Annotated in this window: 23 protein-coding genes and 2 pseudogenes; 14 read left to right on the forward strand and 11 right to left on the reverse strand. The window is 41.2% G+C overall.

Annotated features, from left to right (window positions below; all coding sequences use genetic code 11):
* The first annotated feature begins 103 nt into the window (after positions 1 to 103).
* From V7K53_RS30800 to V7K53_RS30810, 3 genes are all read left to right on the forward strand, one after another.
* The gene (locus tag V7K53_RS30800; RefSeq protein WP_335201272.1) at positions 104 to 1,198 is read left to right on the forward strand and encodes a serine/threonine-protein kinase; all 1,095 of its coding nucleotides are present in this window, start codon (positions 104 to 106) and stop codon (positions 1,196 to 1,198) included.
* A 630-nt stretch (positions 1,199 to 1,828) separates the two neighbouring features.
* Complete coding sequence (locus V7K53_RS30805; protein WP_335201273.1) at positions 1,829 to 3,856, forward strand: serine/threonine-protein kinase; 2,028 nt, start codon at positions 1,829 to 1,831, stop codon at positions 3,854 to 3,856.
* A gap of 14 nt (positions 3,857 to 3,870) precedes the next feature.
* Positions 3,871 to 4,107, forward strand: a complete 237-nt coding sequence (locus V7K53_RS30810) for a hypothetical protein (protein WP_335201274.1) — start codon at positions 3,871 to 3,873, stop codon at positions 4,105 to 4,107.
* 331 nt (positions 4,108 to 4,438) lie between these two features.
* Here the strand turns inward: V7K53_RS30810 and V7K53_RS30815 are convergent, their stop codons facing one another.
* Positions 4,439 to 5,425, reverse strand: a complete 987-nt coding sequence (locus V7K53_RS30815) for a methyltransferase domain-containing protein (protein WP_335201275.1) — start codon at positions 5,423 to 5,425, stop codon at positions 4,439 to 4,441.
* 195 nt (positions 5,426 to 5,620) lie between these two features.
* On the opposite strand from V7K53_RS30815, the gene V7K53_RS30820 reads away from it, so the two are divergent.
* From V7K53_RS30820 to V7K53_RS30830, 3 genes are all read left to right on the forward strand, one after another.
* Complete coding sequence (locus tag V7K53_RS30820) at positions 5,621 to 6,814, forward strand: NAD(P)/FAD-dependent oxidoreductase (RefSeq protein ID WP_335201277.1); 1,194 nt, start codon at positions 5,621 to 5,623, stop codon at positions 6,812 to 6,814.
* Positions 6,815 to 6,979: 165 nt separating this feature from the next.
* A complete protein-coding gene (locus V7K53_RS30825) occupies positions 6,980 to 7,627 on the forward strand; it encodes an HAD-IA family hydrolase (RefSeq protein WP_335201278.1) in 648 nt (215 codons plus the stop codon).
* A gap of 286 nt (positions 7,628 to 7,913) precedes the next feature.
* Positions 7,914 to 8,774 (forward strand): Tab2/Atab2 family RNA-binding protein, encoded by an 861-nt coding sequence (locus V7K53_RS30830; protein ID WP_335201279.1) that lies wholly within the window; start codon positions 7,914 to 7,916, stop codon positions 8,772 to 8,774.
* A 185-nt stretch (positions 8,775 to 8,959) separates the two neighbouring features.
* Here V7K53_RS30830 and V7K53_RS30835 read toward each other — a convergent pair whose 3' ends face one another.
* Complete coding sequence (locus V7K53_RS30835; RefSeq protein WP_335201280.1) at positions 8,960 to 9,115, reverse strand: hypothetical protein; 156 nt, start codon at positions 9,113 to 9,115, stop codon at positions 8,960 to 8,962.
* Positions 9,116 to 9,130: 15 nt separating this feature from the next.
* Between V7K53_RS30835 and V7K53_RS30840 the strand changes: the two genes are divergently transcribed.
* Positions 9,131 to 10,444, forward strand: coding sequence for a TldD/PmbA family protein (locus V7K53_RS30840; RefSeq protein WP_335201281.1), 1,314 nt, complete (start codon positions 9,131 to 9,133; stop codon positions 10,442 to 10,444).
* Positions 10,445 to 10,671: 227 nt separating this feature from the next.
* Positions 10,672 to 13,374 carry a chloride channel protein gene (locus V7K53_RS30845; RefSeq protein ID WP_335201282.1) on the forward strand — a complete coding sequence of 901 codons (2,703 nt, stop codon included), beginning with the start codon at positions 10,672 to 10,674 and terminating at the stop codon, positions 13,372 to 13,374.
* Between the two features lie 24 nt (positions 13,375 to 13,398).
* On the opposite strand, the gene V7K53_RS30850 is transcribed toward V7K53_RS30845, so the two are convergent.
* The 4 genes from V7K53_RS30850 to V7K53_RS30865 all read right to left on the reverse strand — a co-directional run bounded on the left by V7K53_RS30850 (position 13,399) and on the right by V7K53_RS30865 (position 18,353).
* Entirely contained in the window at positions 13,399 to 13,590 is a 192-nt protein-coding gene (locus V7K53_RS30850) for a hypothetical protein (RefSeq protein WP_335201284.1), read from the reverse strand.
* Between the two features lie 28 nt (positions 13,591 to 13,618).
* Entirely contained in the window at positions 13,619 to 14,764 is a 1,146-nt protein-coding gene (locus V7K53_RS30855; RefSeq protein ID WP_335201285.1) for a glycosyltransferase family 4 protein, read from the reverse strand.
* Between the two features lie 15 nt (positions 14,765 to 14,779).
* Complete coding sequence (locus V7K53_RS30860) at positions 14,780 to 16,024, reverse strand: O-antigen ligase family protein (RefSeq protein WP_335201286.1); 1,245 nt, start codon at positions 16,022 to 16,024, stop codon at positions 14,780 to 14,782.
* A gap of 256 nt (positions 16,025 to 16,280) precedes the next feature.
* A complete protein-coding gene (locus V7K53_RS30865; protein ID WP_335201287.1) occupies positions 16,281 to 18,353 on the reverse strand; it encodes a serine/threonine-protein kinase in 2,073 nt (690 codons plus the stop codon).
* 643 nt (positions 18,354 to 18,996) lie between these two features.
* Here V7K53_RS30865 and V7K53_RS30870 point away from each other — a divergent pair.
* Positions 18,997 to 20,238 carry a peptidase gene (locus V7K53_RS30870; protein ID WP_335201288.1) on the forward strand — a complete coding sequence of 414 codons (1,242 nt, stop codon included), beginning with the start codon at positions 18,997 to 18,999 and terminating at the stop codon, positions 20,236 to 20,238.
* Positions 20,239 to 20,349: 111 nt separating this feature from the next.
* Here the strand turns inward: V7K53_RS30870 and V7K53_RS30875 are convergent.
* Positions 20,350 to 20,661, reverse strand: a pseudogene (locus tag V7K53_RS30875) (hypothetical protein); the annotation flags it as partial.
* Between the two features lie 151 nt (positions 20,662 to 20,812).
* On the opposite strand from V7K53_RS30875, the gene V7K53_RS30880 reads away from it, so the two are divergent.
* The gene (locus V7K53_RS30880; RefSeq protein ID WP_335201289.1) at positions 20,813 to 21,142 is read left to right on the forward strand and encodes a transposase family protein; all 330 of its coding nucleotides are present in this window, start codon (positions 20,813 to 20,815) and stop codon (positions 21,140 to 21,142) included.
* Positions 21,143 to 21,182: 40 nt separating this feature from the next.
* Positions 21,183 to 21,431, forward strand: a complete 249-nt coding sequence (locus V7K53_RS30885; RefSeq protein ID WP_335201353.1) for an ISAs1 family transposase — start codon at positions 21,183 to 21,185, stop codon at positions 21,429 to 21,431.
* On the opposite strand, the pseudogene V7K53_RS30890 reads toward V7K53_RS30885, so the two are convergent.
* Positions 21,409 to 21,593: pseudogene (locus V7K53_RS30890) on the reverse strand (glycosyltransferase); the annotation flags it as partial. The gene V7K53_RS30885 and the pseudogene V7K53_RS30890 overlap by 23 nt on opposite strands.
* Positions 21,594 to 22,084: 491 nt before the next feature.
* Here V7K53_RS30890 and V7K53_RS30895 point away from each other — a divergent pair.
* On the forward strand, positions 22,085 to 22,708 hold the full coding sequence (locus V7K53_RS30895; protein ID WP_335201290.1) for a 4Fe-4S single cluster domain-containing protein: 624 nt from the start codon (positions 22,085 to 22,087) through the stop codon (positions 22,706 to 22,708).
* Positions 22,709 to 22,768: 60 nt separating this feature from the next.
* Here V7K53_RS30895 and V7K53_RS30900 read toward each other — a convergent pair whose 3' ends face one another.
* Positions 22,769 to 23,011, reverse strand: coding sequence for a hypothetical protein (locus V7K53_RS30900; RefSeq protein ID WP_335201292.1), 243 nt, complete (start codon positions 23,009 to 23,011; stop codon positions 22,769 to 22,771).
* A gap of 107 nt (positions 23,012 to 23,118) precedes the next feature.
* Between V7K53_RS30900 and V7K53_RS30905 the strand changes: the two genes are divergently transcribed.
* Positions 23,119 to 24,135 carry a FecCD family ABC transporter permease gene (locus V7K53_RS30905; protein WP_335201293.1) on the forward strand — a complete coding sequence of 339 codons (1,017 nt, stop codon included), beginning with the start codon at positions 23,119 to 23,121 and terminating at the stop codon, positions 24,133 to 24,135.
* Positions 24,136 to 24,421: 286 nt separating this feature from the next.
* Positions 24,422 to 25,819, forward strand: a complete 1,398-nt coding sequence (locus V7K53_RS30910) for an ATP-binding protein (RefSeq protein WP_335201294.1) — start codon at positions 24,422 to 24,424, stop codon at positions 25,817 to 25,819.
* Between the two features lie 124 nt (positions 25,820 to 25,943).
* Here the strand turns inward: V7K53_RS30910 and V7K53_RS30915 are convergent, their stop codons facing one another.
* Both V7K53_RS30915 and V7K53_RS30920 read right to left on the reverse strand, forming a co-directional pair.
* Positions 25,944 to 26,162 (reverse strand): hypothetical protein, encoded by a 219-nt coding sequence (locus V7K53_RS30915; protein ID WP_335201295.1) that lies wholly within the window; start codon positions 26,160 to 26,162, stop codon positions 25,944 to 25,946.
* Between the two features lie 127 nt (positions 26,163 to 26,289).
* A complete protein-coding gene (locus tag V7K53_RS30920; RefSeq protein WP_335201296.1) occupies positions 26,290 to 26,421 on the reverse strand; it encodes a hypothetical protein in 132 nt (43 codons plus the stop codon).
* Between the last annotated feature and the right edge of the window lie 18 nt (positions 26,422 to 26,439).

Here is a 26,439-nt window from a genome sequence, read left to right on the forward strand (position 1 = left end):
TTTGAAGAGTAATGAGGATTTGGCAAAGATTCAGTAATCTTACTGTTGCCAATACAGAATTGTCATAGAATTAGAGACATTTAAAAGCAGATACTTTATACTAATGAATCGTTTTCCTCAAAAAACAACGAAATATCAAGAGAGCATTTCACAACAAACTCAGTTGAGTCAGATGTGTGGTTCCAAACGGCTATTTCGCGATCGCTATGAAATACTGCAAATTTTAGGTAGAGGTGGTTTTGGTGTGACCTTTTTAGCCAAAAATGCCGTATTACCTGGGAATCCACTGTGTGTTATTAAACAGCTTTGTCCAAAAGTGACTAGTCCCCAAAGTTGGCAAAGGGCATGTATGCGCTTTGAAAAAGAAGCAAGAACTTTGGGCCAACTCGGTAGTCATTCGCAAATTCCTATGTTATTAGACTACTTTCAGGCGAATGGGGAGTTCTTTTTAATTCAAGAATATGTGCCGGGTTTGACTTTGGCGCGAGAAGTGCGGCAAACTGGGCCCAAAAGTGAATCCTCAGTTAAGCAGTTCTTACAGGAATTATTACCTGTATTACAGTATCTTCATAAACATCATGTGATTCATCGGGATATTAAGCCTCAAAATTTATTGCGGTGTGAATATGATGGGCGGATAGTGCTGATTGATTTTGGTGCGGTGAAAGAGAAATTAGTTGATGTTTGTGAAAACTCAATCAATCAAGCTGTCAATACCAACTTTATCGGTACTAGGGGATTTGCACCACCAGAACAGTTTTCTTTACGTCCAGTTTATGCCAGTGATATTTATGCACTGGGTGTAACTTGTATTTTTATGTTGACTGCTAAAAGTCCTTTAGAATTGGACTACGACCCAAAAACTGGTGAAATATCTTGGCAAAAACAAGTAAATATCAGCAACAGTTTCGCCCAGATTTTAGGAAAAATGGTGAAAATTACTTTAGAGGAGCGGTTTAAGACTGCCGATGAAGTGATGAAAGCTTTAAGTAATGAAAGTTATTTGCCGACTTTGGCTAACTGTTTAACTACCCAAAAATTAAATAATAAAAGTATTACACAACACGAAATTACACAAAACAAAATTACACAGCATGAAATTATACAACACGAAAATTATGATGTATACATGCCACCTGTAGCTAGAACTGCTAATGCCATTCGGAAATGGAGAGCAAGATTCAAGGAAACAAGATAACATACAGCAGAATTCAGAATTCAGGAGTAAAACATGCTTTATACCTGGGTAACAGACTTAGCTTGTGTATCGCATCGACTTGAAATTTGCTGTATAGCCGTAGTCACATAAGTTAGGACATTTGGAAAGGGTGAATGCTAGAGCTAGCAATAGTTTTACCTCCAGCAAGAACTGCCCTGTGCCTCCTGCCTCCTGCTGTAAGTTGCAGCCTTTTTACCTGAAGTATCAAATGAATAATTAATTATGGGCAATTTAAAATAGCTAAAACAAATTTAGTAAGCATTTTAACTATATTTGATAGTCAGTAATGATTCATTAATCGGGGTTTATCTTCAATACTTAGTCAGTTGTCGCTTGCCAAGATACAAGCAAAATTACTAGGTTTAAAAGTTCCAAAAAATATTTTTATTCAGATTATTATATAATCGATAGAATAATTAATCTTATGGCTCTCGTAGTTTTCCACACATGAGGAAGACTGACTACTATTTACAAAAGCTAACTATATAAGTAATTCCCCAATCCCCAGAACAGGGTTTATCTACCACAAGTAAGCGAGAGTCAATTATCTTAAGGGAAAGTTCGGGACAAACTTAGCCTAAGTTGTCATGCAGTCGCGCCTGTCAGATCATGATCTGCTGCTTAAATCCCGATTGCTCAAATCCCCTGAATCCCAATGGAAAGAAGTTTTGCCAAAGTTGTAGCACCCCGCTGGTGTCACTTTTAAGAAATCGCTTTCGTGTGATCCGAGTCCTTTCAGATGAGGGGGGATTTGGCAGAACCTATCTATCAGAAGACGTAGATAAACTCAATGAACGCTGTGTTATCAAGCAATTAGCTCCAAAATTCCAAGGAACTTGGTCGCAAAAAAAGGCGATGGAGTTGTTCGCCGAAGAAGCGCAGCGACTACAAGACCTTGGGGAACATCCTCAAATTCCGACTTTGATAGCTTATTTTGAGCAAGACGGCTGCCTATATTTGGTGCAGCAGTTTATTAATGGAGATAATTTGTTAAAGGAGTTGCAACAGCGCAAGGCTTATAACGCTAGAGACATTCAATCTATTTTGCTAGATTTACTACCCATCCTAAAATTTATCCACGATCGCAAAGTTATTCACCGAGACATCAAGCCAGAAAATATTATCCGCAATAAACATGATGGGCGATTAAGCTTAATTGATTTTGGCTCCTCAAAGCAATTTACCGCCAAAGTTCAGCAGAAATCTGGCACATCCATTGGTTCACATGGTTATTCTCCCCTAGAACAAATTAGAGATGGGAAAGCTTTCCCCGCCAGCGACTTGTTCGGTGTGGGGGCTACCTGCTTTCATCTACTAACGGGAAATTCGCCGTTTCAGTTGTGGATGGAATCTGGATACGCCTGGGTAAGTAATTGGCGAGAATATTTGCGGAGTCCGATAAATCCTGAGTTGGATTTTGTCATCGACAAGCTTTTAAAAAAAGATATCCAGGAACGTTACCAGTCAGCCGAAGAAGTCCTGAGAGACTTGACTCCCAAACAACTCCTCGCACTGCCCCCAGCGGGTAAGTCATCTGGTAAATTACCACCAACTAAAGCACCAGTTTTACCAAAAAGTTATCCCTTACTGAGAATTTTAATCTTGGTAAGTGCTTTCATTCTGTTATTTGGATTCAGCGAATCTTGGTATAAAAATTTTCGCCGGATTCAAACCAGTTTGGTCTCTAGGTTGATTCAACAAAATAGTCCTGGTAAAAATGACGCGATTTTGAGTCAGATTAGCTTGGGTAAGGTTTCCTTGGATAACACCCTCAAAGGACACGAAAACTCAGTTTTATCTGTCGCCATCAGCCCTGATGGTAAAACCATAGCCAGCAGTGGCGACGATCGCACAATCAAACTTTGGAATCTCGCAACCGGAAAACTAATCTCTTCACTCAACGGGCATTTTCAGCAGGTGAATGTCGTAGTAATTAGTCCAGATGGCAAACTTCTAGTTAGTGCTAGTGATGACAACACCATTAAAATCTGGAATTTGGCAACGCGTAAACAAATTCGCACTCTTATAGGGCATTCTGACTCAGTTCATGCCCTAGCCATCAGTGCTGATAGCGAGACTTTAGTTACTGGCAGTGATGACAACACGATAAAAATCTGGGATTTGGCAACGGGAGAGCAAATTCGGACACTAGCAGGGCATACATTCTGGGTGCGGTCAGTGGCTATTAGTCCTAACGGTGTGATTCTGGCCAGTGGCAGTTTTGACAAAACGATCAAAATCTGGAATCTAGCAAAAGGATACCCAATCCGCACACTAGAAGGAAATTTTCAAACGGTGACAACTGTGGCTATTAGCCCAAATGGTAAAACTTTAGCCAGTGCTAGCCGCGATCGCACCATCAAACTTTGGAATTTAGCTACGGGAAGAGAACTTCGCACTCTAGCGGGACATGGCAATACTGTCACATCCGTAGCCTTCAGTGCCGATGGTAAAATTGTTGCTAGTGGTAGCCGCGATCGCACTATTAAACTGTGGAATACAGCTACAGGAGAAGAAATTCTCACATTGGCGGGGCACACCAACACCGTCACATCTGTTATTTTCACTCCCGATGGCAAAACCCTTGTTAGCGGTAGTGAAGATAACACTATTAAGATTTGGCGGTTGTCTCAGTAAGTGGGGATTAGGGATTGGGGATTGGGGATGAAGGAGAGTTAGAATCTCGTTCATCCACTTTTGAACTGGATGAATCCACCTCAGAACTCCGTTCATCCACCTTTGAACTGGATGAATCCACCTCAGAACTCCGTTCATCCACCTTTGAACTGGATGAATCCACCTCAGAACTCCGTCCATCCACCTTTGAACTGGATGAATCCACCTCAGAACTCCGTTCATCTACCTTTGAATCTCAAACCATTCCCTAGTCTCCAGCCCACGATCCCCAATTGCGATAAACTGTCTCAAATTGGGAGGGGTAAAAATGAGCAGCATCACCAACCATCGCCGCGATCGCAGGTTTAGGATTAAAATAACGAAGCTGTTTTCAGGTTAGCAGTAAGTATTTGAAAGGCACGCACCCGGATGAGTGCTTATGCCCCAATACGGTTTGGTTAAAGGCGAAAGGGGAAAAGGAAAAGGTTTTAAATATATCCTTTACCCCTTAACTCTTAACCTTTTCCCAGAATACAAGGAAAGTAAAGAGTGGTTATCCAAACCATATTGATTTATAAATAACCTCTAAAACTAACGAGGCTATCAGGAACTGCTAACCAAACTATACTGTTTAGTTGATTTCTGCAACGACTTAGCTCTGATTGCGCGGAACATTCCGAATCGGCACAGACCAGCACTGAATGCTAGCCGCATCAGTAAGAGGGTAGGTACTTCTCGCAGAGATTTAATGAAACCAGATAGACCAAAACGCACCAATCCCTCTGGTCGGGTCACTCCTTGCCAGATGGAATCTAGCCAAGAGGGAAGTGTTTGTTCCGTCCAGTCTGTCGTTATCACTTCCCCCTCGACTAATCCCGTTGCTGCCAAAAGCTCGGAAAAGCCTTCAATACTCGAAAAAGCCGGATGCGACCACTGATCTAATAGTTGCCGCATTACCCGTTTCTCCCAAAAATTGAGCGGTTTTTGGCGATCGTCTCTTTGATTCCAATCGGCTAAAACCATCACTCCACCGGGTTTTAGCACCCGTATCAACTCTCTGGCAAAAATGGCTTTATCTGGCATGTGTGGCCCAGCTTCAATCGACCAAACTACATCAAAACTAGCATCTGGGAAAGAAAGTGCCATTGCATCATCGACAAGAAACTGCACATCAAGTTCCTCTTGGGTTAACTGCTGGGCGCGTTGGACTTGTTGGGGACTAATGGTAATACCTGTGACTGCAAAACCGTAATCTCGTGCCAAGATGCGACTGCTACCTCCAATTCCACAGCCAACATCTAAGACAGTGGTGCCAGGGGGTAATTTATCTAAACCACCCCAACGTACCATTTCATGCACAAAGTCAGATTTAGCAGTGAGAAAATCCTTTCGTTGTGGTGGCGAACCATAATGACCTAAGTGGATATGTTCACCCCAGTAAAATTCCAAAATACCGTCTTCAGTCCATTCGTCATAGGAATTGGCTACAGAGTTAGATGATTGATAAGGCCTCGCAGTGATTAGATACAACGCTAGCAAAATCGTCATTAGTGCCAAGAAAACTCCCAGCGTCGAAAAAAACCAACTCATGGAAATAAAACCTTAATCTTTTCTAACAAGTTTATCCAATTGTTAGACTGCAAGCTGTCCAATTTTCTCATCGAAGCAGTGTTGAGTTAGCGATGTTAAACCATTCATACAAATGGAGGGTTTTGAAACCTAAACTTTCAGTTACCCTGAAGTTAGTTGCCTAATTAATATTGATTGTTCCATAACATAGAATAGATGACTGAACAAACTTCTAGAATTTGTATCCTTGGTGGAGGCTTTGGTGGTCTCTACACAGCCCTGCGGTTAAGCCAATTACCTTGGGAATCTACGCAAAAACCCGAAATTGTTCTAGTAGATCAAAGCGATCGCTTCCTATTCTCTCCTTTACTTTACGAATTACTCACTGGCGAACTGCAAACCTGGGAAATTGCCCCACCCTTTGAAGAAATTTTACAAGGCACAGGGGTGCGTTTTTATCAAGGTGTTGTGTCTGGAATTGACATCGATCGGCAACGGGTAAATATCCAAGAAGGCCCGGAAATTCCTTACGACCGATTAGTGCTGGCGCTAGGAGGTGAGACACCACTAGATTTAGTCCCTGGTGCGGCAGCCTACGCCTACACATTCCGCACCATCTCTGATGCTTATCGTTTAGAAGAACGCCTGCGATTTTTAGAAGAATCGGATGCTGATAAAATTCGGGTAGCGATCGTTGGGGCTGGCTACAGTGGTGTAGAATTAGCTTGTAAGTTAGCCGACAGACTAGGCGAAAGAGGACGCTTTCGGATAATTGAAATCGCCGACCAAATTTTGCGAACTTCCCCAGAGTTTAATCGGGAAGCAGCAAAGAAAGCCTTAGATGCCCGTGGTGTATTTCTTGACTTAGAAACCAAAGTCGAATCAATCGAGCAAAATAGCATTTCCCTAGAGTACAAAAACCAACTAGATACGATTCCCGTGGATTTGGTAATTTGGACTGTAGGAACTAAGGTTGCGCCCGTAGTGAAATCTCTTTCTCTCAAGCAAAATCAGCGCGGTCAAATCACCACTACATCCAATCTGCAAGTCCTCGACCATCCAGAAATCTTTGCCTTGGGAGATTTAGCAGACTGTCATGATGCTGAAGGACAGCAAGTCCCCGCTACGGCACAAGCGGCTTTTCAACAAGCTGATTATACTGCTTGGAATATCTGGGCAACTTTGACTAATCGCCCCCTCCTTCCCTTCCACTACCAACAGTTAGGAGAAATGATGGCACTAGGAATAGACAACGCCACTCTCACTGGTTTGGGAATTAAACTAGATGGCCCCTTGGCATACGTCGCTCGTCGTGCTGCTTATTTATATAGATTGCCAACTTTAGACCATCAGCTGAAAGTTGGTTTTAATTGGCTATTCCGTCCGATTATAGAAACACTTTCTCGATAACTTTCAATGCTGGAAATTGCAAATTGGGCATTGGTAAAAAAACCAATACATTTACGATGATTTGTTTAATTTCCGCCAATCTACTTAGCAGATGCTAGACTCTACCCACAGAAGCTCTTAACAAGCCAAAATCTAAAATTCAACATTCAAAATTTTCAAACTTTAATGGAACAACCGAAAGTTATTTTTTTAGATGCTGTGGGTACACTCTTCGATGTCAAAGGTAGTGTGGGCAAAGTTTATAGTCAGATAGCCCAGGAATTTGACGTTACAGTTTCAGCCGAAACATTGAATACAGCTTTCATCCAAAGCTTTAAAACAGCGCCGCCGCCAATATTTCCAGATGCAGAACTGCAAGATATTCCCCAGCGTGAGTTTGATTGGTGGCGGATAATTGCCTTGAACACTTTTGAAAAGGCAGGTGTTCTCAAGGAATTTTCTGACTTTTCGGCTTTTTTTAGCGAACTTTACATTCACTTTGGTACTGGCGAACCGTGGTTTGTCTATCCCGATGTTTTACCAGCTTTAATCAACTGGCGGCGGTTGGGAGTTAGCCTGGGGGTGCTGTCCAATTTTGATTCTCGGATTTACTCAGTATTGCAAAGTTTGGGATTAAGAGAATTTTTTACCTCCGTCACCATTTCTACGCAGGTACGTGCAGCTAAACCCGACCCACAAATTTTTGCCATTGCCTTAGACAAACATAAATGTTCCCCAGAGGCGGCATGGCATATTGGCGATAGTATTGTAGAAGACTATCATGCAGCTAAAGCAGCTGGACTCAGAGGCGTTTGGATTAACCGTGGTAAATGAGGGGATACATTAGCGATCGCTATTTTTGATCGCCCTCAAATGGAAACGATGCCTGCGGTTTTTACTAGCCTATGCCATTCTTCTAAAATTTAAACATCTGATAAAACTAACGATTCAGTGTTTTTGGCTGATTACATAATCTTCCTGCGACAAATCCAATTTGTCGGTGTTAGTTTTGTTTGCGATTTCATCCGCCCCTCTGCCTCTTTTCAATGTCCAATGCGCCCTAACACTCGTATGATCGAGATATCAGGAAAACATAACAGCCAGATTTTTACCGCAAAACATGGGCAGTATTTGGGAAATCGATTTTTACTCTCGTCCGATTTTGGACGATAATCAAAAAAAAGTTTGGGAAGTCTTAGTCTGCGAAAGCCCCTTGGATATCGGCGCAAAAGTAGACTCTTTGTTTCGCTATGCTCAATATTGTCCCAGTACCCAGGTAAATTCGGGCTGGTTGCGGACAGCATTGCAGGAGGCTATTGACCAAGCTGGAAAAGCACCAATTAAAATCCGCTTTTTCCGCCGCCAAATGAACAATATGATTACTAAAGCCTGCCAAGATATAGGCATTCCCGCCCAGCCTAGCCGCCGTACTTTGGTTCTCAATCAATGGTTAGAACAGCGGATGAAAGAAGTGTATCCTCAAGAGGCAGGGTATCAAGGGGGAACTAATCCCTCAGTCCGCTTGGAGAAACCTTTGCCGCAACGTTTACCAGATGCTTTGGAAGGACAGCAGTGGGTATTTGTTACTTTAGATGCTGCGGATTTTGCTGATATGCCAGAGTGGGAAATTGGTTTTGGTGAAGCTTTCCCTTTAGAGTTGGCGAAAGTTTCACCTGAAGCTCGTATTCCTGGTATTTTGATTTTCTCATCGAGAGCGTTGCCCTTGGCTGGGTGGATGTCTGGTTTGGAGTTAGCTTTTTTAAGATTTGACACCAGCGAGGAGGCGAGATTGCTTTTAGAAACTGGTGTAACTGAAAGTTGGATTGTGGCAAATATCAAAAAACCTCAAATCTTAGCAGAAGCCAAAGGTTTTGAAGCAGCCAAGCAAAAAGCTAATGGAGTACATTTTATCGGTGTACAGTCCGATCCCAAAGCAGAATCTTTTGCTGGTTTTTGGCTGTTGCAAGAGGTTAATCTGTGAAAATAGGCAGGGGAGCAGCACTTCTCTACGAGACGCTGCGCGAACGGCTACGCTCAGTGACCGAGGAGAGTTTTTCCCCTCTGCCCCTCCGCCTCTTGTGCCCAATGACAAATGACAAATGACAAATGACAAATGACTAGATCCGTTGAGACATGACAATGATTTGGGATAATTAACTGCGTCCATCAGTGTCGATCTGCGGTTTCAAATCGTAACTGTAAAGAAACACTGATGATTTTTGGATAGTTATCTGCGTTCATCACCGGAAAGTGCGTAGGCGTAGCCCGTCGTAGACATCGCACTTCTGTTGAGACAGCGTTGATATGCGGTTCAAAATCCACAATTCACTAAGGGTCATGGGTTCTGAAAATTTGTCACAAGATACACTAGCCGAACAGTTGCTGGAACTAGCTATAAAATCTGGAGCAGAAGCTGCTGAAGTGTATCAGTCGCGATCGCTTTCTCGCCCAGTGTTTTTTGAGGCAAACCGACTCAAACAGCTAGAAACTAACCAATCTGAAGGCACAGCACTACGGCTTTGGCGAAACGGGCGTCCGGGACTGACGGTGGCTTACGGTTCTGTCTTAGCCGAAGTAATGGTGGAAAAAGCTCTGGCTCTGAGTCAACTAAATCAACCGGAAACTGTAGAATTAGGCTCTAACTCTCAGCCCTCCTACCCCGATTTAGGAGAAAGTTTCCCGATAGAGGTTTTGGTGGACTGGGGCAAAGAAGCGATCGCACTCATCCGTGATGCCTATCCCGATGTTGTATGCAATGGTGACTGGGAATGTGATATTGAAACCACTAGACTGGTCAACACCAAAGGTTTAGATTGTCACTATACAGACACTACCCTCAGCTGCTACATATCAGCAGAATGGGTGCGTGGTGATGATTTTTTAAGTGTTGCTGATGGTCAAACCAAGCGGGGGGAACTCGATCCAGAGAGATTAGCTAATCAAATTTTACAACGGTTAATTTGGTCGAGTGAAAATATCTCACCTCCTACTGGTCGTGTCCCGATTTTGTTCACTTCTAAAGCCGCCGATATGCTTTGGGGTACTGTACAAGCCGCTTTGAATGGCAAGCGAGTTTTAGAAGCAGCTTCACCTTGGGCAGAACGTTTGGGTAAGGAAGTAATTGCACCCAGTCTCACTCTCTATCAAGATCCAGAAGCTGGCCCTTACAGTTGCCCTTTTGATGACGAAGGCACTCCGACTCAATCTTTGGTATTTATCCAAAATGGAACTTTACAGCATTTCTATGGCGATCGCACCACCGGCTCCCAACTGGGTACTAACACCACTGGAAATGGTTTTCGCCCTGGTTTAGGTAGCTATCCTACCCCTGGTTTATTTAATTTTCTCATCCAGCCAGGTTCGGCATCGCTACCAGATTTGATTCAACAACTAGATGATGGCTTGATTGTCGATCAAATGTTGGGTGGTGGCGGCAGTATTTCGGGAGATTTTTCGATCAACGTCGATTTAGGCTACCGCGTCCAAAATGGTCAAGTAATTGGGCGTGTTAAGGATACGATGGTTGCAGGTAATGTTTACACAGCCCTGAAGCAATTGGTTACACTAGGCAACGATGTTGATTGGAATGGTTCTTGTTATACTCCGTCTCTGATAGTAGAAGGGCTATCTACCACGGGAAGAAACAATTAAGTAATTCGTAATACTTCGGCTACGTTCAGTACAAGTTTGTAATTCGTAATTGGGGAGAGTGCTTTTGTATAGCGATCCTAAATTATTTGTGAATAACAATATCCCCGACTTTTTTAAGAAGTCGGGGATATGAGCCTTAATATAGACTTTTAAACCATCCTCTAAGATTCCACAAAACAGCTTTTTAGGAAAGATTTGTAATCCAAAATTTAAAATCCAAAACTGGTATGAATCAGCGTTTTCGCACCTGGTGGCAGCCTAGAAGAGGTTTAGCGATCGCCGAAGCCTGTATTATCGGTCTGGTTGCTGCCCTCTCTGCGGTATTCCTAAAAGTCGGATCGGGATGGTTGGGGACATGGCGAGTGCATACTACCCACCTTTTGCCGGCATGGCTGGTACTACCTGCAATTGGTCTTGTCCTGGGATTTCTGGCTGGATGGTTGGTGGATAGATTAGCACCAGAGGCTGCTGGTAGCGGTATTCCGCAAGTCAAAGCTTCTCTGGCCAACGTGTCTGTGAATCTATCTTGGCGGGTAGCAGGTGTGAAGTTACTCAGTGCCATCATCGCCATTGGTTCTGGCATGACGCTGGGACGGCAAGGCCCTACTGTCCAAGTGGGGGCTGGTTTGGCAGCAGGAATGAGTCGTTGGGTTCCCACTTCTCCAGATCATCGACGGCAGATGATTGCAGCTGGTGCGGGTGCGGGTTTGGCTGCTGCTTTCAATGCCCCGATCGCAGGTGTCTTGTTTATCGTTGAAGAATTACTCCAAGATTTATCAGGATTAACTCTCGGAACTGCCATTATCGCCTCTTTTATTGGTGGGGTGATATCTCGACTTTTGGGTGGTGGCTCTCTTGACCTTAACTTGCAATTAGTAAAATCTTCCAGCCAATTCTCCATCCCAGAAATTCCCTTTTTCATCCTGTTAGGTATTTTGGCAGGCTTGTTTGGTGCATTGTTTAATCGCGGTATTATATTTAGTATTAAATTTTATCGAAGATTACACATCAGCTTACCCTTGCGGGTGGCTTTAGCTGGATTTATCTCTGGTGTTGTCGTCGCTATGCTGCCCCCATCCTTCCGTGATAATACGGGATTGCGGGAGTCATTAATTACTGGAGGTTCCCATCCTAGCGTCGCAGCGATCGCCTTTGCCGCCCAGTTCATCCTCACACTGATTGCATTTGGTTCGGGAGCGCCGGGGGGATTATTCGCTCCCAGTCTGATTTTGGGTTCTTGCTTAGGACACATCATCGGTGTATCTGAGTTATATCTCACCGGAGTTGGTTCTCCTACGACTTACGCCCTAGCGGGTATGGGTGGATTTTTTAGCGCCGTTTCCAAAGTGCCAATCACAGCAATTGTGATTGTTTTTGAGATGACTACAGATTTCAACCTAGTGCTACCTTTGATGATTGTTTCTGTCGCCGCTTACCTGGTTGCGGATAAAGTAGTACCTGGTTCGCTTTATGAAAAACTTTTGGAGTTAAAAGGTATTACTCTCACCAAAGAAGTTGCGATGGAAGGAGCATTAACCAAGTTAACTGCAAAAGATGTCATGCAAGAACGGGTAGAAACTCTAGATGCAGAGATGAGCTTGGAAGAAGCAATGCAAGCTTTTGCTCGTTCCCATCATCGCGGTTTCCCTGTAGTAGAAGATAGCAAGTTAGTGGGGATTGTAACGCAATCAGATTTGTTAAAAATCCGCGAGAGTACAAACCATACACTGCGCGATCGCAATCTAGCCGATATTTTATTAAAAGAAATTATGACATCTGTCCCGATGACAGTATCACCAATTCACACCCTCAGTAATGTACTATATTTACTCGATCGCTATCAAATTAGTCGCTTACCGGTGGTAGATAGACGAAAACTGATTGGGATTATTACCCGTGCAGATATTATTCGGGCGGAAGCAGATCATCTCAATGGTGAGAATGCGACACCAAAACTGCGACCAGAACCTTCATACATAGTTTACCAGACGCGATCGCCCAGCACTGGTAGAGGTAGATTATTAGTACCCGTAGCTAATCCCGAAACAGCAGGTGTTTTATTACAAATGGCAGCAGCTATTGCCCGCGATCGCCATTATGAAATAGATTGCGTGCAAGTGATGCTGATACCCCGCCACAGTTCCCCATCAGAAACACAGGTAAGAACGGCAAAAAGTCGCCGCTTGCTACGACAGGCAGAAGTCTTAGCAAAAAAGTGGAAAATTCCCTTGCACACGCAGATTCGAGTTACCCACGATGTGGCGCAGGCAATTTTGGAGACAATCAACGAACAACACATCGACCTAATTTTAATGGGATGGAAAGGTAACACATCTACCCCTGGTCGGATTTTTGGCAACGTTGTTGACACCATAATTCGCCAAGCCACCTGCGAAGTTGTATTAGTCAAGCTGGGCAAAATTCCCCATTACCCCTTATCCCCAGAGGGGGCCCCACCTTCCCCACTCCGCACTCAGAACGGACTGAACTCCCCGCTACCGCTAACAGTACTCCCCACTCAGCACTCATTTAACCGTTGGCTAGTTCCAGTGGCTGGTGGCCCCAATTCCCCACTGGCAATAAAATTGCTACCGGCTTTAATTACATTGGGAAACGATCCAAAAATTCGCCTGACACAGGTGTTTAAGCCATCTGAACTCAAGCCAGATATGTCAATTTCAGAACAAGCCATCCGCCATTTGATGCGTCGTCGCAAATTGTCGAGTACTGTAGTTGCTCTCCCCGTGCAAGCTAATTCAGTCGCCGAAGGTGTGATTAACCTAGTGCAAACCGAAGGTTACGACGTTGTAGTTTTGGGAGCTTCCCGCGAGGGATTGTTACAGCAAGCGATTCAAGGTAATATTCCCGAAGCGATCGCTTCTGGTGTCGAAAGTACAGTGATTTTGGTTAGGGGTGCGATGCAAAAGTAAAAAACATAGATTTTAGTGATTTTTTTAATGATACAATACACCAATAATTAGAGTAAAAATTATTGGTATTAAGATTGGAATAGCAACTATAAGTCCCCACTTACCAAACTTAATTTCCTCACCCTCAGATTTTAGAAACGCAATCCAACCGACAACTCCCATCAAAACCCAAATAAATCCAAAGGCAAGAAATATAACAAATACTGAATCGTCCATTTTTTTACCAAATTTTATTAAATTGTAACTAATTACTACTAACTAACTTTGCTAAACTTGCACAAAACTGGCTAAAATCAAAAGCTTCAATAGTTTTTTGTTGTAAGTGTTCTGGTTGGTAAATTACTGGATTAGAGCAATCACCTTGCAGGATTTGAATCAGATTATCGGCAATTTCTTCAACATTATCAGGATCGACCAAACATCCCAACTTCCCGTCAGCTAAGGGATCTATAGAACCATCTTGATTACCCGCCAATACAGGTTTACCACAAGCTAAAGCTTCTAGAAAAACAATTCCAAATCCTTCTCCTTTACTAGGCAGAGCAAAAACATCGCAGAGATTGTAATGATCGCACAATTCTTTATCTGAAACAAATCCGGCAATTGTCACACAATCTTGTAGATTTAAGTTAGTAACTAAAGCTTTAATTCGAGGTATATCATCTCCTTTACCTGCAAGAATGAAGTGAACATTAGGGAGATACAACCGCACTTTCACTAAAGCATGAAGGATTTGGTCATAACCCTTGTATTTTGCAGTGCTTCCTAGCCGCGTTACTGTTAAAATTACAGGCTGTTCATCTGTTAAATTATATCGATTGAGTAAGTAAGTAGGTTTAGAATTTATTGTAAACTTACTAGCATCAAATGTATTAGGTAAAATAACTATTGTTTCTGAATCAATATTTGAATCTTGAAGCAAGCGCTGGCGAGTGTAATTACTAACACTAATGATTTTATCTGCTTTTTCTAAAGCAAATTTTGTTGCTTTATTTTCGATATCCCAAACTTCTAAGCCATGAGCAACTACCCAGTAAGGAGTTCCAGTGAAAAATTTGAGAATATAACAAACAATCGCATAGTTAACATGAGTGGAAATGACTATAACGGGATGTTGAAGAATAGCTAAAATAATTATTTTCGTGGCAAATAAAATTGGTTGCAATAATTTTGGTAAATCTCCAAAATAATGAAATCTTGTTGAACTTAAAAACTGCAATTTTTCTGGCTGCTTTAAACTATATTTATCATATTTTAGAAACACATCATAATCAGCTTCAGGATATATATCTTGTAAAGCTTTCAGCAAAAATTTTGAGTAAACTTGAATACCTCCCTTGAAATCAAATATATTCGGAAATATTAAGTAAAGATGAGGTTTAGCAATCATAAGTTTTTTGGCATTTTAAATAATTTCAGGTTTTAATTGCATGACAATATCTTTTCGATAATTGATAGCTGCTGCTATAAAATAAAACTCAATAGTTGTAAAAGTATAGTCTTCAGCAAAAAAATCTAGAATTTGAGACACTAAAAATAGAATAATTGGAACAGTAATTAAAGGATTAGCATATTTAACTTTAAATGCTATTTTCGCTAAAAAATTAGTAAATAGTAATAATCCAGGAATTCCTTGTTCTGCTGACACATTTAAAAATATATTGTGTGCATGATAACCTTTTTTTCCCCAAACTTTCACTCCTATCTGGTCTGGAAAAACCCCTATACCTATACCAGTAAATGGTCTTTTAATAGTTTCATTAATAGCTGCCTGCCACATTTGAAACCTTGAAAAACCTGTTACTACAAGAGTATGAGGCTTTTTTTCGTTTGGATTTGCTAAATTTGAATTTTCTAAAAATACATTAATTAATGGGAATATTTTACTATCTGCCAAACCAAGTCTCCATGTAGAAACTGGTACAGTTACAATGCATAAAAACAACAAGCTTATTAGATAAATCATTTTTCTAAAACTAATAATTTTATATATCAGCAAAAGAAACATCCCAATTATAAAAATTACCCAACCATTTCCGCTAGCAGACAAAGCTAAGGAAATTGGAAAAATTAATTCACTTATATTTAATTCAATTTTAGAAATTTTATTCTGTTTTTCTAAAATCAGACTTAAACATAATCCAATGGCGACTATGACCCCAAACTGATTAGGGTTTTGCATAATTGAACCAATCTCAGGATAAAAGCTGGGGAACTTTAATGATTTAAAAATCCAGTTGCTGGGAAGTAAAACCTCTAAAAAACCTAAACCTGCAATTATCTGTAGTAAGTATAATATGCAACGATAATAAAATGTCAAAGATGGCGTTGTTGTATTCTTAAAAGTTAATATTAAAAAAGCGAAAAATAATATGTAATAAGTTGAGTATTTTAGACTATAAGTAATAGCAATATTTGGAAACTCGCTCATTAATGAGGACAGCCACATCCACAAATACATGAGACTTATAGATATCAAAATTATTTTATGTTTCTTAACAACTTCTGGTATAGATTTTAACGATAAACTAATGATTCCAAAACTAAATACCGGAAGTAATAAATAATGAATACCAATATTTATTCCTGGAAATTTAATTCGACCTAAAAGCGAAGAAAATAGTATGAGTAGAAAAAATATATTAATCATAAACTTTTATTTAAAGATATTTTTTTGACAGCATAAAACCTATATAAACCCACTTTTGCAGGTTTAGGGATAGATTTTGATATTTTTTTCAAGCTATAATTCTGAACACGTAGAGAATATTACCATAATACAGTCTTCGCCAATATCATCTTTTGAAGCTATGATTAATTTGATATTTTTGCACAGCTAAATATTCTTTCTGGGATAGAACCCAAAAAAGTCGCAATCTATTGCGAATGTACACTATCAGATATTTTTAATTAATCATCTGCCAAATTTTGAGAATGTTCTCACCACTTCCACCACCGGCAATGGTTTGTCCATCTGGGCTAATAGCAACGGCATAAATATATCCAGAACCTGTCTCCAAAGTGCGGATTTCCTTTCCTGTGACTGGGTTCCAAAGTTTGATTGTCTTGTCACTACTGCCACTTACAAGGGTGATACCATTTGAACCTACGCTTGGCAAAAAGGCGACAGAATTAACCTTATCATTATGTCCTTTTAAGGTGTGGATTAACTTTCCTGTTTTCAGATTCCACAATTTAATTGTCTTGTCTTTACTACCACTGGCAAGGATGACACCATCGGGAGCAAAAGCAACTGAAAGAATCGACTCTGCATTTCCCTCTAAGGTGCGGATTAACTTTCCTGTCCCCAGATTCCACAATTTAATTGTTTTATCCCAGCTACCGCTGGCAAGGGTTTTACCATCAGGACTGAAAACTACAGATGCAACACCACTGGTATGTCCCTCTAAGGTGCGGATTAACTTTCCTGTTTCCAGATTCCATAGTTTGATTTTCATATCCTTACTAGCATTGCCACTCGCAAGAGTTTTGCCATCAGGGCTGAAAGCTACAGAAGTAACTCCATCGCTATTTCCCTGCAAGCTGCGGATTAACTTTCCTGTCTCCAGATTCCACAGTTTGATTGTCTTGTCCGCACTACCACTAGCGAGGATTTTACTATCAGGACTGAAAGCTATAGTCCAAATCCAATTGGAATGTCCTTCTAAAGTGCGGATTTCCTGTCCACCCGTCAGATTCCATAGCTTGATTGTCTTATCATCACTGGCACTGCCAAGGGTTGTACCATCAGGACTGAAAGCTACGGAATTCACGTCACTAGAATGCCCATTGAAGGGTTTGGGTGAATAAGAATTTTCTGAGACGTTTTTTTGGGGCTGAATAGGCTGAGAAATAGGCTGAGAAATAGGTTGAGGAGCCTCGCTGACTGTCTGGGGACGAGACTGAAAATACCAAACTCCCCCTAATCCCAACACTAAAATGCTAGAACCTAACAGCAGTTGACTTTTTAGATTGTTATTTGATTTTGGTGAAACTGGCACCTTGTTTGCTGGGGAAGCTGCAAATGTTGGTGTCAGTATAGTTGGGGGCACTGATGACAATGGTGATATTTGAGGTGTCAAGTCATTGATGACTTCATCAGCCGATTGATAACGCTTTTGGATGTCTAGTTGCAACAGCTTATCCAAAACTTCACCCAACTCTACAGATATAGAAATCCCGTCTCTACCTGAACTGGTTAAATGTTGCCGCCAAGATGCAACCCAACCATAACCCTGATGTATCCACAGTTGAGATGGGCGAACCCCAGTCAGTAGATGAAAACAAGTAGCCCCCAAACTGAATAAATCACTGGCTGGGTAAGCTTTTCCATCTTGCATCTGTTCAAGTGCAGTGTAACCATGTGAACCAATAACAGTGCCCATTTTAGTCTGCACTGTTGCTGTCAGCAGCTTGGAAGCTCCAAAATCAATGAGGATTAATCGCCCATCACTTTGACGGCGAATAATATTCTGTGGCTTGATATCTCGGTGAATCACTCCCCGCAAATGGATAAACTTCAGTACTGGCAGTAAATCTAGCAAAAGTTGGCGAATCTCTGTTTCGTTATAGTTTGACCGCGTTTCCGATTCTTTAAGCAAGTTTTGCCCATCGATAAACTGCTGCACCAAAAAAAGATAGCTATTTTGCTCAAAATAAGCTAATAAAGTTGGAATTTGCGGATGTTCTGCTAGTTCTTGCAGTCGGCTCGCTTCTTGTTTAAATAGTTCAACGGCCTTGGTTAACGGACCAGTTCCCTGAAGTTTTGGCGCGAATTGCTTAACAACACAGCATTCATTCAGTTTGTGTACATCTTTGGCTAGATAGGTTCTACCAAATCCGCCTTCGTCTGATAAAACCTGAGTGGGACGATAGCGACCTCCTAGCAGGGGTATCAATTCCGCTCTACAACTGTGGCAATAGTTGTTTTTATCAGGATTTAAGGGTTTTTGGCAATCGGGATTCACACAACAGAGCATACTGGGAATCCATTTCAGTTGGGGTATATATTCATCTTAAGTCATGCAGTATAATCTCTCTTGTTAGTAAATATCACTGAGACACCATACAAATCCCCAATTTCCTTACCTCATCAGGTATTGAACAATTTAGATAAATTGCAAAAAATTGTGTTTGAGCGATGCCTTTTGACGAATTAATGGGCGTTATACCAATTCACAATTCTCAATTCGCAATTAAAAAACTTAGATGCAGCAAAGCTTTCAGGAGTTACATCTGTATCAGATTTTTCGTGAAATGGTATTAGGCCTGCTTGTGTATTACATCTGTGTGAGCCATTTAGTCACGTTTACAAAAATATCTGGACAAAATTCCGAAAAGCAGCAATTTAAGTTTGTAGCTCAGTATATACCTATGAAATTGAGATTTCCTTTAGTAGTCTAAATTGAAAATATAATTTTTCCGATTTGATTGTGGTAAATATTTGGGTATGAAAGATATACGAATTGATTTTATTACAGGCGATGCCTTTTGCAAGCCGCTAAGGTATATATGCTAAATTCCCCTTTCAATTTAAATAACTGCTGTGGTTAAAACAGCAACTAGTATTAATTTTGTCTTTCAGGAAGAGACAAAACGATCGGCAAAATTAGGAGCGTAATTATGCTATTAGACAACAAAAACTATCGTCGCAAATTAAGTCATGTTTTAATTGGTTGCGTGAGTAGTAGTTTGTTAATCACAAGTAATGTACTGCCTATAAGTGCTTTGGTGAAATCTCACAGTTCTCAAGACTTCATAATTGCTAAATCACCAGATGAGAGACAACCAGAAGCAGTAAAAAAAGGAATTGAGCAAATTCCTGCTTCTCAGGCATCAGTATCTCCAAGACGGAAGATATCTATTGAGTCACCAGTACAGCAGACTCCTCGTGTATCGTCTAATACAGAAAATTCTCAGCGACGAACTTCCAGCGTTTCAGATAATAGCTCTACTCCTAGATCGTCTAGACGTAGGACTTATAACTCAAATTCTAATCGTTCCAATGGTGGTGGTGCATCTAGATCCTCTGGAACTAGAACTGCAAATTCAAACGCCAATCGTTATAATGGTGGCTCCAGAAGAGTTCGCAAGCCAAGTTCTAATGTAGCTACAAATGGGAACCAAAATTTCGATAATTCAGGGATTTCTTCACCTGCAATACCAACTTACAAAGAGATTAACTTTGTAGATGTTGCATTAGGTATTTTAAGTAAAAGTGACTTTCAATCTGAAGGTAGATATTTTCATTTCTATGAGTTTGAGGGTAGAGAAAATCAATTAGTGCAAATTAGACTAATTGGCAGTAATGATACACGTAGATCCAATAACTTGAGTTTAAAACCCTTGTTGTTTCTGCACGATCCTGATAACAATATCATCGTTAAAAAAGGCGCTTTGGATAAAAGCAGTGGTGGCGATGATGCATTCATTTTTGCGCGACTGCCTAAGAATGGCATTTACAAGATTGCTGTTACTAGTCAAGATCCTGGAGATACAGGTCGCTATAGTTTGGCTCTGAGGAATGATAGAGCTAGCTATACTTTAGATGAATCAGACCAACTAACTGCCAAAAGCTCAACCCTAAAACAAAATGGAGGTGCTTACAATGTTTCTAATTTTCAAGGTAAAAAAAATCAGCTGATAAGTATTCGGGTAGATAGTGTTGATGAAGAGTTTTCTCCTTATGTAGCTTTGCTAAATTCTAAAGGACAGACGATCGCGATCGATAAAGACAAAGACAAAAGTGGTGTCTACAGTGCTTTAATTGACCGAGCCAAGTTGCCTGAAGATGATACATACTATATAGTTATTACTTCCAAAAATCCACAGGAACGCGGTAAATATAGATTGACTATTTTCTGAAGTAATTACCAATTCTGGTATCGAGACTATTGCTATGAGTAGGATATAGCCCGGAATGTTTTTTATTTACCGTAATAGTCTCGATGCCATTGTACAAAGTTCATTTAAGGGTTATTGGTGTAGATAATTGGTCTTTAAAGACGCGATAAATCGCGTCTCTACATGAGGACTCTCATGGGAATTTCCCGCAGATTTCCAGGTATACATTGCGCTGTAATGTCCACCTAAGGGCAGTAATTCTTGATGCGTACCTTGCTCTAAAATCTGTCCGTCTTCGATGTAGAGAATTAAATCGGCTTGTTTAACGGCTCTAAGATTATGAGAAACTATAAAGGTTGTGCATTTCTGAGTTAAGCGATCGAGTGCTTCATTGACGGCGTGTTCGTTTTCGTTATCTAAGCCAGTGGTTGGCTCATCTAAAATTGCGTAGGCAAAGCCCATCGTAGACCAGGGTTAGCGCGTCTCAAAACCTATTGACAAGAGGACTCGCCCAATCAGCAATCTTTGTTGGAAACAAAGTGACACCATCCGAGGTAGGGTAAGATTTTATTCATCTCACTGCCAGATCAAAGTAATGTCAACAGGATTTGAGAACAAGAAAAGCAAAACCAAAGCATCTTTTGCACCCAGCGTAGACAGTTTTGACATTACCAGTAAGGTTCAAGAATACTTCACACAAGTAAAAGACCCAAGAACAGAAAGGACGAGATGGCATTTACTTACTGATATCATTACCATTTCCATTTTGGCAGTAATCGCCGGCGCTCAAGGTTGGGAAGATATTGAGGAGTATGGGCTCAATAAAAAAGAATGGTTGCAAACATTTTTAGAACTACCATTTGGAATCCCCAGCCCTGATACTTTTAGAAGGGTGTTTGAGAGAATTAACCCCTGCATAATTTGAGCAATGTTTTCGGCAGTGGGTTCAATCATTGGTTGAGAAATTGAGAGTAGAAGTAGTAGCCATCGATGGCAAAACTCATAGAGGCTCTTATGACCGAGAATCAAAACTAAAAGCCTTGCACACAGTTAGTGCCTGGTCAAGTGAACATCGTTTAGTTTTGGGACAAATAAAGGTCAGTTCTAAATCAAATGAAATCACTGTAATTCCAGCACTATTGGACATATTAGACATCTCTGGCTGCATCATTACCATTGATGCGATGGGTATCGATTTAAGCAGGGTAATTTAATATAATCTAGTCTTTTCGGAAGACAAAAGGTGTGCAGCATCGGCGAACCAGAAACAACTAAAATAGAAAGTTTTGGAATCGAATCAAGTAAATGCAGATTGCCAGCATTCTGCGAATATTACTGAAACCGAAGCCATCGTGGGAATATACCATCAGTCTCATGGTTAAATGTCCCTAAGTTATTCAGTGAATGGATGCCATATTAACTTAAGTAGCTTCCCAAAGTTACATGAGTCTTTTATGAAACTTTGATGAGAAAATTTTCATTATTATATTTGTAGCAATTGTGTAATAGATTTGACAAAAATCCGACAAGATTCAGTCTAGTAAGTGAAAGCGGACTTTTCCAAAGCGCTAAAAGTTTTTGAGAGATTGGTTATCGAAGAAAGGCAGAGGACAGGAGGCAGAAAGCAGCAGGGAATTCTGACTCCTGACCAGTTTTAATTAAAAATTAAAGATTAAAAATTGAAAGAAATAATAATTTTTAATTAATTCTGGGTTCAATCTTTCATTCTTGGCTGTGAAACTTGTTTCATCGGTACTGCCTCCTGCCTTCTTCAACAATTAAATCCCTAGTTATATAACTATTGTCACGATTATATAAGTGGAGATTCGCTATATTTAATAGTTAATGGCTAAAAGGAGTTAAAGAGATGGAAATTAAGCCAACTGACCCATCGCTAGCACTCATGGAAATTCCCCCAGGCTATCTCAATATTATGGGTTACGTCGATCAGTCAGAAGTGAATGGCCCTGGTTGTCGTGCAGTCGTCTGGGTACAAGGTTGTTTGCGTGAGTGTCCTGGCTGCTTTAATACTAACTCCTGGTCTTTTCAACCTAACCAATTGATTGCTGTTGATGCCCTTGCCGAAAATATTCTCAGCAATCCCCGCAACACAGGTGTAACATTCTCTGGGGGAGAACCCTTTTGGCAAGCAACGGCACTAGCATCTTTAGCCCGGAAGATAAAAGCTGCTGGTTTAAATGTAATGTCTTTTTCTGGGTTTACTCTTAAGCAGCTACAGTCCCAATCTGCACCGCCAGGTTCCCAAGCATTGTTAGAACAACTCGATATCCTGATTGACGGGCCTTTTGTACAATCTCTGGCAATTAATTCTCCCAATTCTCCAGTCTCCTCTAGCAATCAACGGGTTCGTGTTTTAAACCCGGACTTCCAAGACCAGATTACTTGGGCTAGCGACCAGATCGAAATCCACATCCTCAAGAATGGTGGACGCATTGTCACTGGCTATCAAGGTGGACTAGAACTAACGTAGGGGCACGGAAGCAGGGGAGCAGGGGAGCAGAGGAGCAGGGGAAGAAGAGGGAGTTAAAACTTAAAAATTGAGCTTTTGAAGGTCAACGTTCACCTTCTGAAGGTCAACTTTCATCTTCTGAGGGTCAACATTGAGCTTCTGAGGGTCAACATTGAGCTTCTGAGGGTCAACATTGAGCTTCTGAGGGTCAACATTGAGCTTCTGAAGGTCAACTTTCATCTTCTGAGGGTCAACTTTCACCTTCTGAAGGTCAACTTCCACCTTCTGAGGGTCAACATTGAGCTTCTGAAGGTCAACTTTCACCTTCTGAGGGTCAAATTTTTAGATTTCTCCTCCCTCATCGAGAAGCTATCTTTAAATGCAGCTTTGTTTGGGACAGATTATATTTAAAAAAAATACATATCATAAATTTGACTAGACCATTTCAGAAAATTTTTACTGAACACCGCGTATTTTGGGCTGTTTTACTTTTTGGTACAGCACTGGTGGTAACGCTAGCGCTGTCGCTTTCTCAAGGAGCAGTACCTTTAAGTATGTCGGAATTTTGGCAAGCCATACTCCACAAAGGCGATCCGGTTAAACAGACAATTCTCTGGGATTTACGTCTCCCACGCATTACGGCTGCGATTATTGTCGGCGCAGCTTTGGGAATGTCAGGAGCGTTGCTGCAAGGAATGTTACGTAATAGTCTCGCCGATCCATTTATTTTGGGAATTTCAGCGGGTGCGGGACTACTTGTAATTCTGATGATTGTGTGCCACATATTCCCGATCGCAATTCCTTTAGCAGCATGGATAGGAGCAATTTTAACTGCCACGATTGTTATTTTACTCGGTCGTTCAGGTTCGGGAATTTCTGTTGAGCGGTTGATTTTAGGCGGAGTGGCGGTGAGTTCTTTATTTGGTGCTGTACAAAGTACATTGCTGCTTTTAGCTGAAGATGGGCAAATTCAAATTGCGCTCAGTTTTCTGGTTGGTAGTCTGAATGGACGGGGTTGGCAAGAAATTGCTACAACTGGCCCTTATATCATCGTTGCATTAATCGGGGGATGCTTGCTGGCGCGATCGCTAAACATCCTGGCTTTGGGAGATGATTTGGCTGTAAGTTTAGGGCTTTCGTTGACGCGATCGCGCCTGTTAATTGGTGGTGTCGCCACTCTATTAGCCGCAGGTGCAGTCAGCATCAGTGGCTTGGTTGGATTTGTCGGTCTTGTTGTCCCTCACGGTGTCCGCCTGATTGTTGGTACAGATCATCGCTTTGTTTTACCACTTTCCGCCCTTGCAGGTGCATGGTTACTCACTTTTGCAGATTTACTCTCTAGACTAGGAGCAGTAGAACTACCAGTAGGTTCCGTCACTGCCTTGCTGGGTTCACCCGTGTTTATCTGGTTACTTTATCGTCGTTCTGCTGGTTTTAATAAATCTTGAGCGATCGGGCCGCCATCCATCCCCACCGTATATACAGATCGGGTTTTTTGCGCATTCTGATAAACTAAGACTAAAGCCTTCTTCAACTATTTAAGCCAAAATTCTCCATAGGGAAACACACCTGTATAACCCTACATTTGAAAAAAAAATGCGACAGATAATACTCCCAAACCTATGTTATGTCTGGCTTTCTTAGTTTTGAATTTTGAATACTTCGACAAGCTCAGTACAAGTTTTGAATTTTGAATTGGTATTATCCCCCCTGCCCCCTCAAGGAGGTTAATCAATGTTATGTGTTGAGGAATTAATCAACTTAGACCCATTTCAACAGCTACCCAAAGAGCGATTGCAGTGGGTTTGCGATCGCGCTCAAACAGTTGAACTTTCTGCTGGAGAAGTGTTGTCCTATGAGGGAGACCCTGTATGTCGCTTATTTATCTTAGTCAAAGGTAAAATCAACATCACCCGCCGCAGTGAAGGAGTGGAAATTCCCATTGGGCAGCACGAAGCCCCATCCTATTTTGGTGAAATTCCAGTACTCACAGATGAACCTGCACCTGTGACAATGCGGGCATTCACGAATTGCCACATCTATGAAATGAAAGGAGAAGATTTCCGTAAACTGCTGCATGAATGTCGTGATTTTGAGCGGATGGTCTTCCGAATTATGCAACGTCGTGTCCGGGGGCTAGAGTCTTTCATTCGTGGGCGGGAAAAGATGGCAGCTTTAGGGACACTTGCCGCCGGTTTAGCTCATGAACTCAACAACCCAGCCGCAGCCTTGGTTCGGACTTTAAAAGAAATGCCAGCCGCGATCCTAGAGTTGCAACGAATGAACTTAGTTTATGGGCAACGCAATGTTGAGGAAGCCCATACTCAACACTGGTTGAGAGTACGCGATCTTGGCTATGATGCGATTTTGAATAATCGCCTAGATCCGGTGACACTAAGCGATCGCGAAGACATATTGCTGGAATGGTTAGAAGACTATGGTGTAAACCAAGCATGGAAATTAGCAGAGCCTTTAGCGGAAGGTGGTGTTGAGGTTGAAACCCTAAAGCAACTCATGGAACGTTGGCGCAACGACGACACGGAATTGCGAGAAATGGGATTGCACTGGCTAGCGCTTTCCTTTGAAGTCATGTCAATGATTAAACATGGTTTGCGAGGATCTGAGAGGATTTCCGAACTTGTGCAAGCGATGAAGTCTTATTCTTACCTCGATCGAGGCATTCAGCAAGAAGTAGATATACATCAAGGCTTGGAAGATACCTTGCGATTGTTTGCTCATAAACTCAAGTGCGGTGTCCAAGTGCAACGCAATTACGATCGAAGTCTTCCAAAAATTCTTGCCTATGGCAGCGAACTAAATCAGGTGTGGACGAACTTAATTGACAACGCCATTGATGCAATGGATGGTAAAGGACTGCTAGAAATTACAACACATCATTGCGATCGCTATGCCCATATTGACATCATTGATTCTGGTAGTGGAATTCCACCTGAAATTAAAACCCGTATTTTTGAACCTTTTTTCACCACCAAATCAGTGGGGCATGGTTCAGGACTTGGTTTAGAAACCGTTCGCCGGATTGTAGAAAATCGCCATCACGGTACGCTTTCATTTGAGTCGCAGTCAGGCAGAACTTGTTTCACTATTTGCTTGCCCTTATTAAATCAATGAATCAATAAGCAATGGAATTAAAAATGAAATGGGAACCAATGGTTCCCAAAATATAGCAGCAAATGAATATTTTCGTCAGACTTCTAGTTTCTTATTGGCTTCTACACTAGAATTCGTTTTGTAGTTATAAAGAAAATATTGGGGTAGAAGAGGTTTTTGGAGGTAAGGGTTGGGGATTAAGTGCTACCCAATCAAAAGAAAATAACAAAAATCTACCATTACTAGGTGGTGGCAGTGGTAAAGTCGGTGAACCACCATTAATAGATTGAGCTTCAGTCTCTGTCAGTTCGATCTCTTGAAGATAGATATCTTCAATGACTATTTTTTTTGAAGTTTGTATCATAAGTTTAAGCTAAAATTTATATTCAGCTATCAAATAAATTGAGAGAGGTTGCCTTGAGTTATTTCATGACAACCTCCTAATTTCCTCGCAAAAATTACTGCATGGATTAAGTAGGAATTACTCCTGGTCAATTAATATCTGATAATTTTGGTGTTTTGGGTTGTTGTTCGGAGTTAATAAATTCAGTCTTAGGTGGTTTTCCTATTGTATTAGGAGGTTGTTTTTTTGTTTTGGGTTGTGGGTTATTATTCTCACTCATCTTAATTTATCTCCTTAA

The sequence above is a fragment of the Nostoc sp. genome (assembly GCF_036917355.1).
GTDB lineage: Bacteria > Cyanobacteriota > Cyanobacteriia > Cyanobacteriales > Nostocaceae > Nostoc.

What these genes read in the sequence shown, in the direction of transcription:
- V7K53_RS30800 (WP_335201272.1), top strand. Translation starts at nt 104, where the DNA reads ATGAATCGTTTTCCTCAAAAAACAACGAAATATCAAGAGAGCATTTCA.
- V7K53_RS30805 (WP_335201273.1), top strand. Translation starts at nt 1,829, where the DNA reads ATGATCTGCTGCTTAAATCCCGATTGCTCAAATCCCCTGAATCCCAAT.
- V7K53_RS30815 (WP_335201275.1), bottom strand. Translation starts at nt 5,425, where the DNA reads ATGAGTTGGTTTTTTTCGACGCTGGGAGTTTTCTTGGCACTAATGACG.
- V7K53_RS30820 (WP_335201277.1), top strand. Translation starts at nt 5,621, where the DNA reads ATGACTGAACAAACTTCTAGAATTTGTATCCTTGGTGGAGGCTTTGGT.
- V7K53_RS30825 (WP_335201278.1), top strand. Translation starts at nt 6,980, where the DNA reads ATGGAACAACCGAAAGTTATTTTTTTAGATGCTGTGGGTACACTCTTC.
- V7K53_RS30830 (WP_335201279.1), top strand. Translation starts at nt 7,914, where the DNA reads ATGGGCAGTATTTGGGAAATCGATTTTTACTCTCGTCCGATTTTGGAC.
- V7K53_RS30840 (WP_335201281.1), top strand. Translation starts at nt 9,131, where the DNA reads ATGGGTTCTGAAAATTTGTCACAAGATACACTAGCCGAACAGTTGCTG.
- V7K53_RS30845 (WP_335201282.1), top strand. Translation starts at nt 10,672, where the DNA reads ATGAATCAGCGTTTTCGCACCTGGTGGCAGCCTAGAAGAGGTTTAGCG.
- V7K53_RS30850 (WP_335201284.1), bottom strand. Translation starts at nt 13,590, where the DNA reads ATGGACGATTCAGTATTTGTTATATTTCTTGCCTTTGGATTTATTTGG.
- V7K53_RS30855 (WP_335201285.1), bottom strand. Translation starts at nt 14,764, where the DNA reads ATGATTGCTAAACCTCATCTTTACTTAATATTTCCGAATATATTTGAT.
- V7K53_RS30860 (WP_335201286.1), bottom strand. Translation starts at nt 16,024, where the DNA reads ATGATTAATATATTTTTTCTACTCATACTATTTTCTTCGCTTTTAGGT.
- V7K53_RS30865 (WP_335201287.1), bottom strand. Translation starts at nt 18,353, where the DNA reads ATGCTCTGTTGTGTGAATCCCGATTGCCAAAAACCCTTAAATCCTGAT.
- V7K53_RS30870 (WP_335201288.1), top strand. Translation starts at nt 18,997, where the DNA reads ATGCTATTAGACAACAAAAACTATCGTCGCAAATTAAGTCATGTTTTA.
- V7K53_RS30880 (WP_335201289.1), top strand. Translation starts at nt 20,813, where the DNA reads ATGTCAACAGGATTTGAGAACAAGAAAAGCAAAACCAAAGCATCTTTT.
- V7K53_RS30895 (WP_335201290.1), top strand. Translation starts at nt 22,085, where the DNA reads ATGGAAATTAAGCCAACTGACCCATCGCTAGCACTCATGGAAATTCCC.
- V7K53_RS30910 (WP_335201294.1), top strand. Translation starts at nt 24,422, where the DNA reads ATGTTATGTGTTGAGGAATTAATCAACTTAGACCCATTTCAACAGCTA.
- V7K53_RS30915 (WP_335201295.1), bottom strand. Translation starts at nt 26,162, where the DNA reads ATGATACAAACTTCAAAAAAAATAGTCATTGAAGATATCTATCTTCAA.
- V7K53_RS30920 (WP_335201296.1), bottom strand. Translation starts at nt 26,421, where the DNA reads ATGAGTGAGAATAATAACCCACAACCCAAAACAAAAAAACAACCTCCT.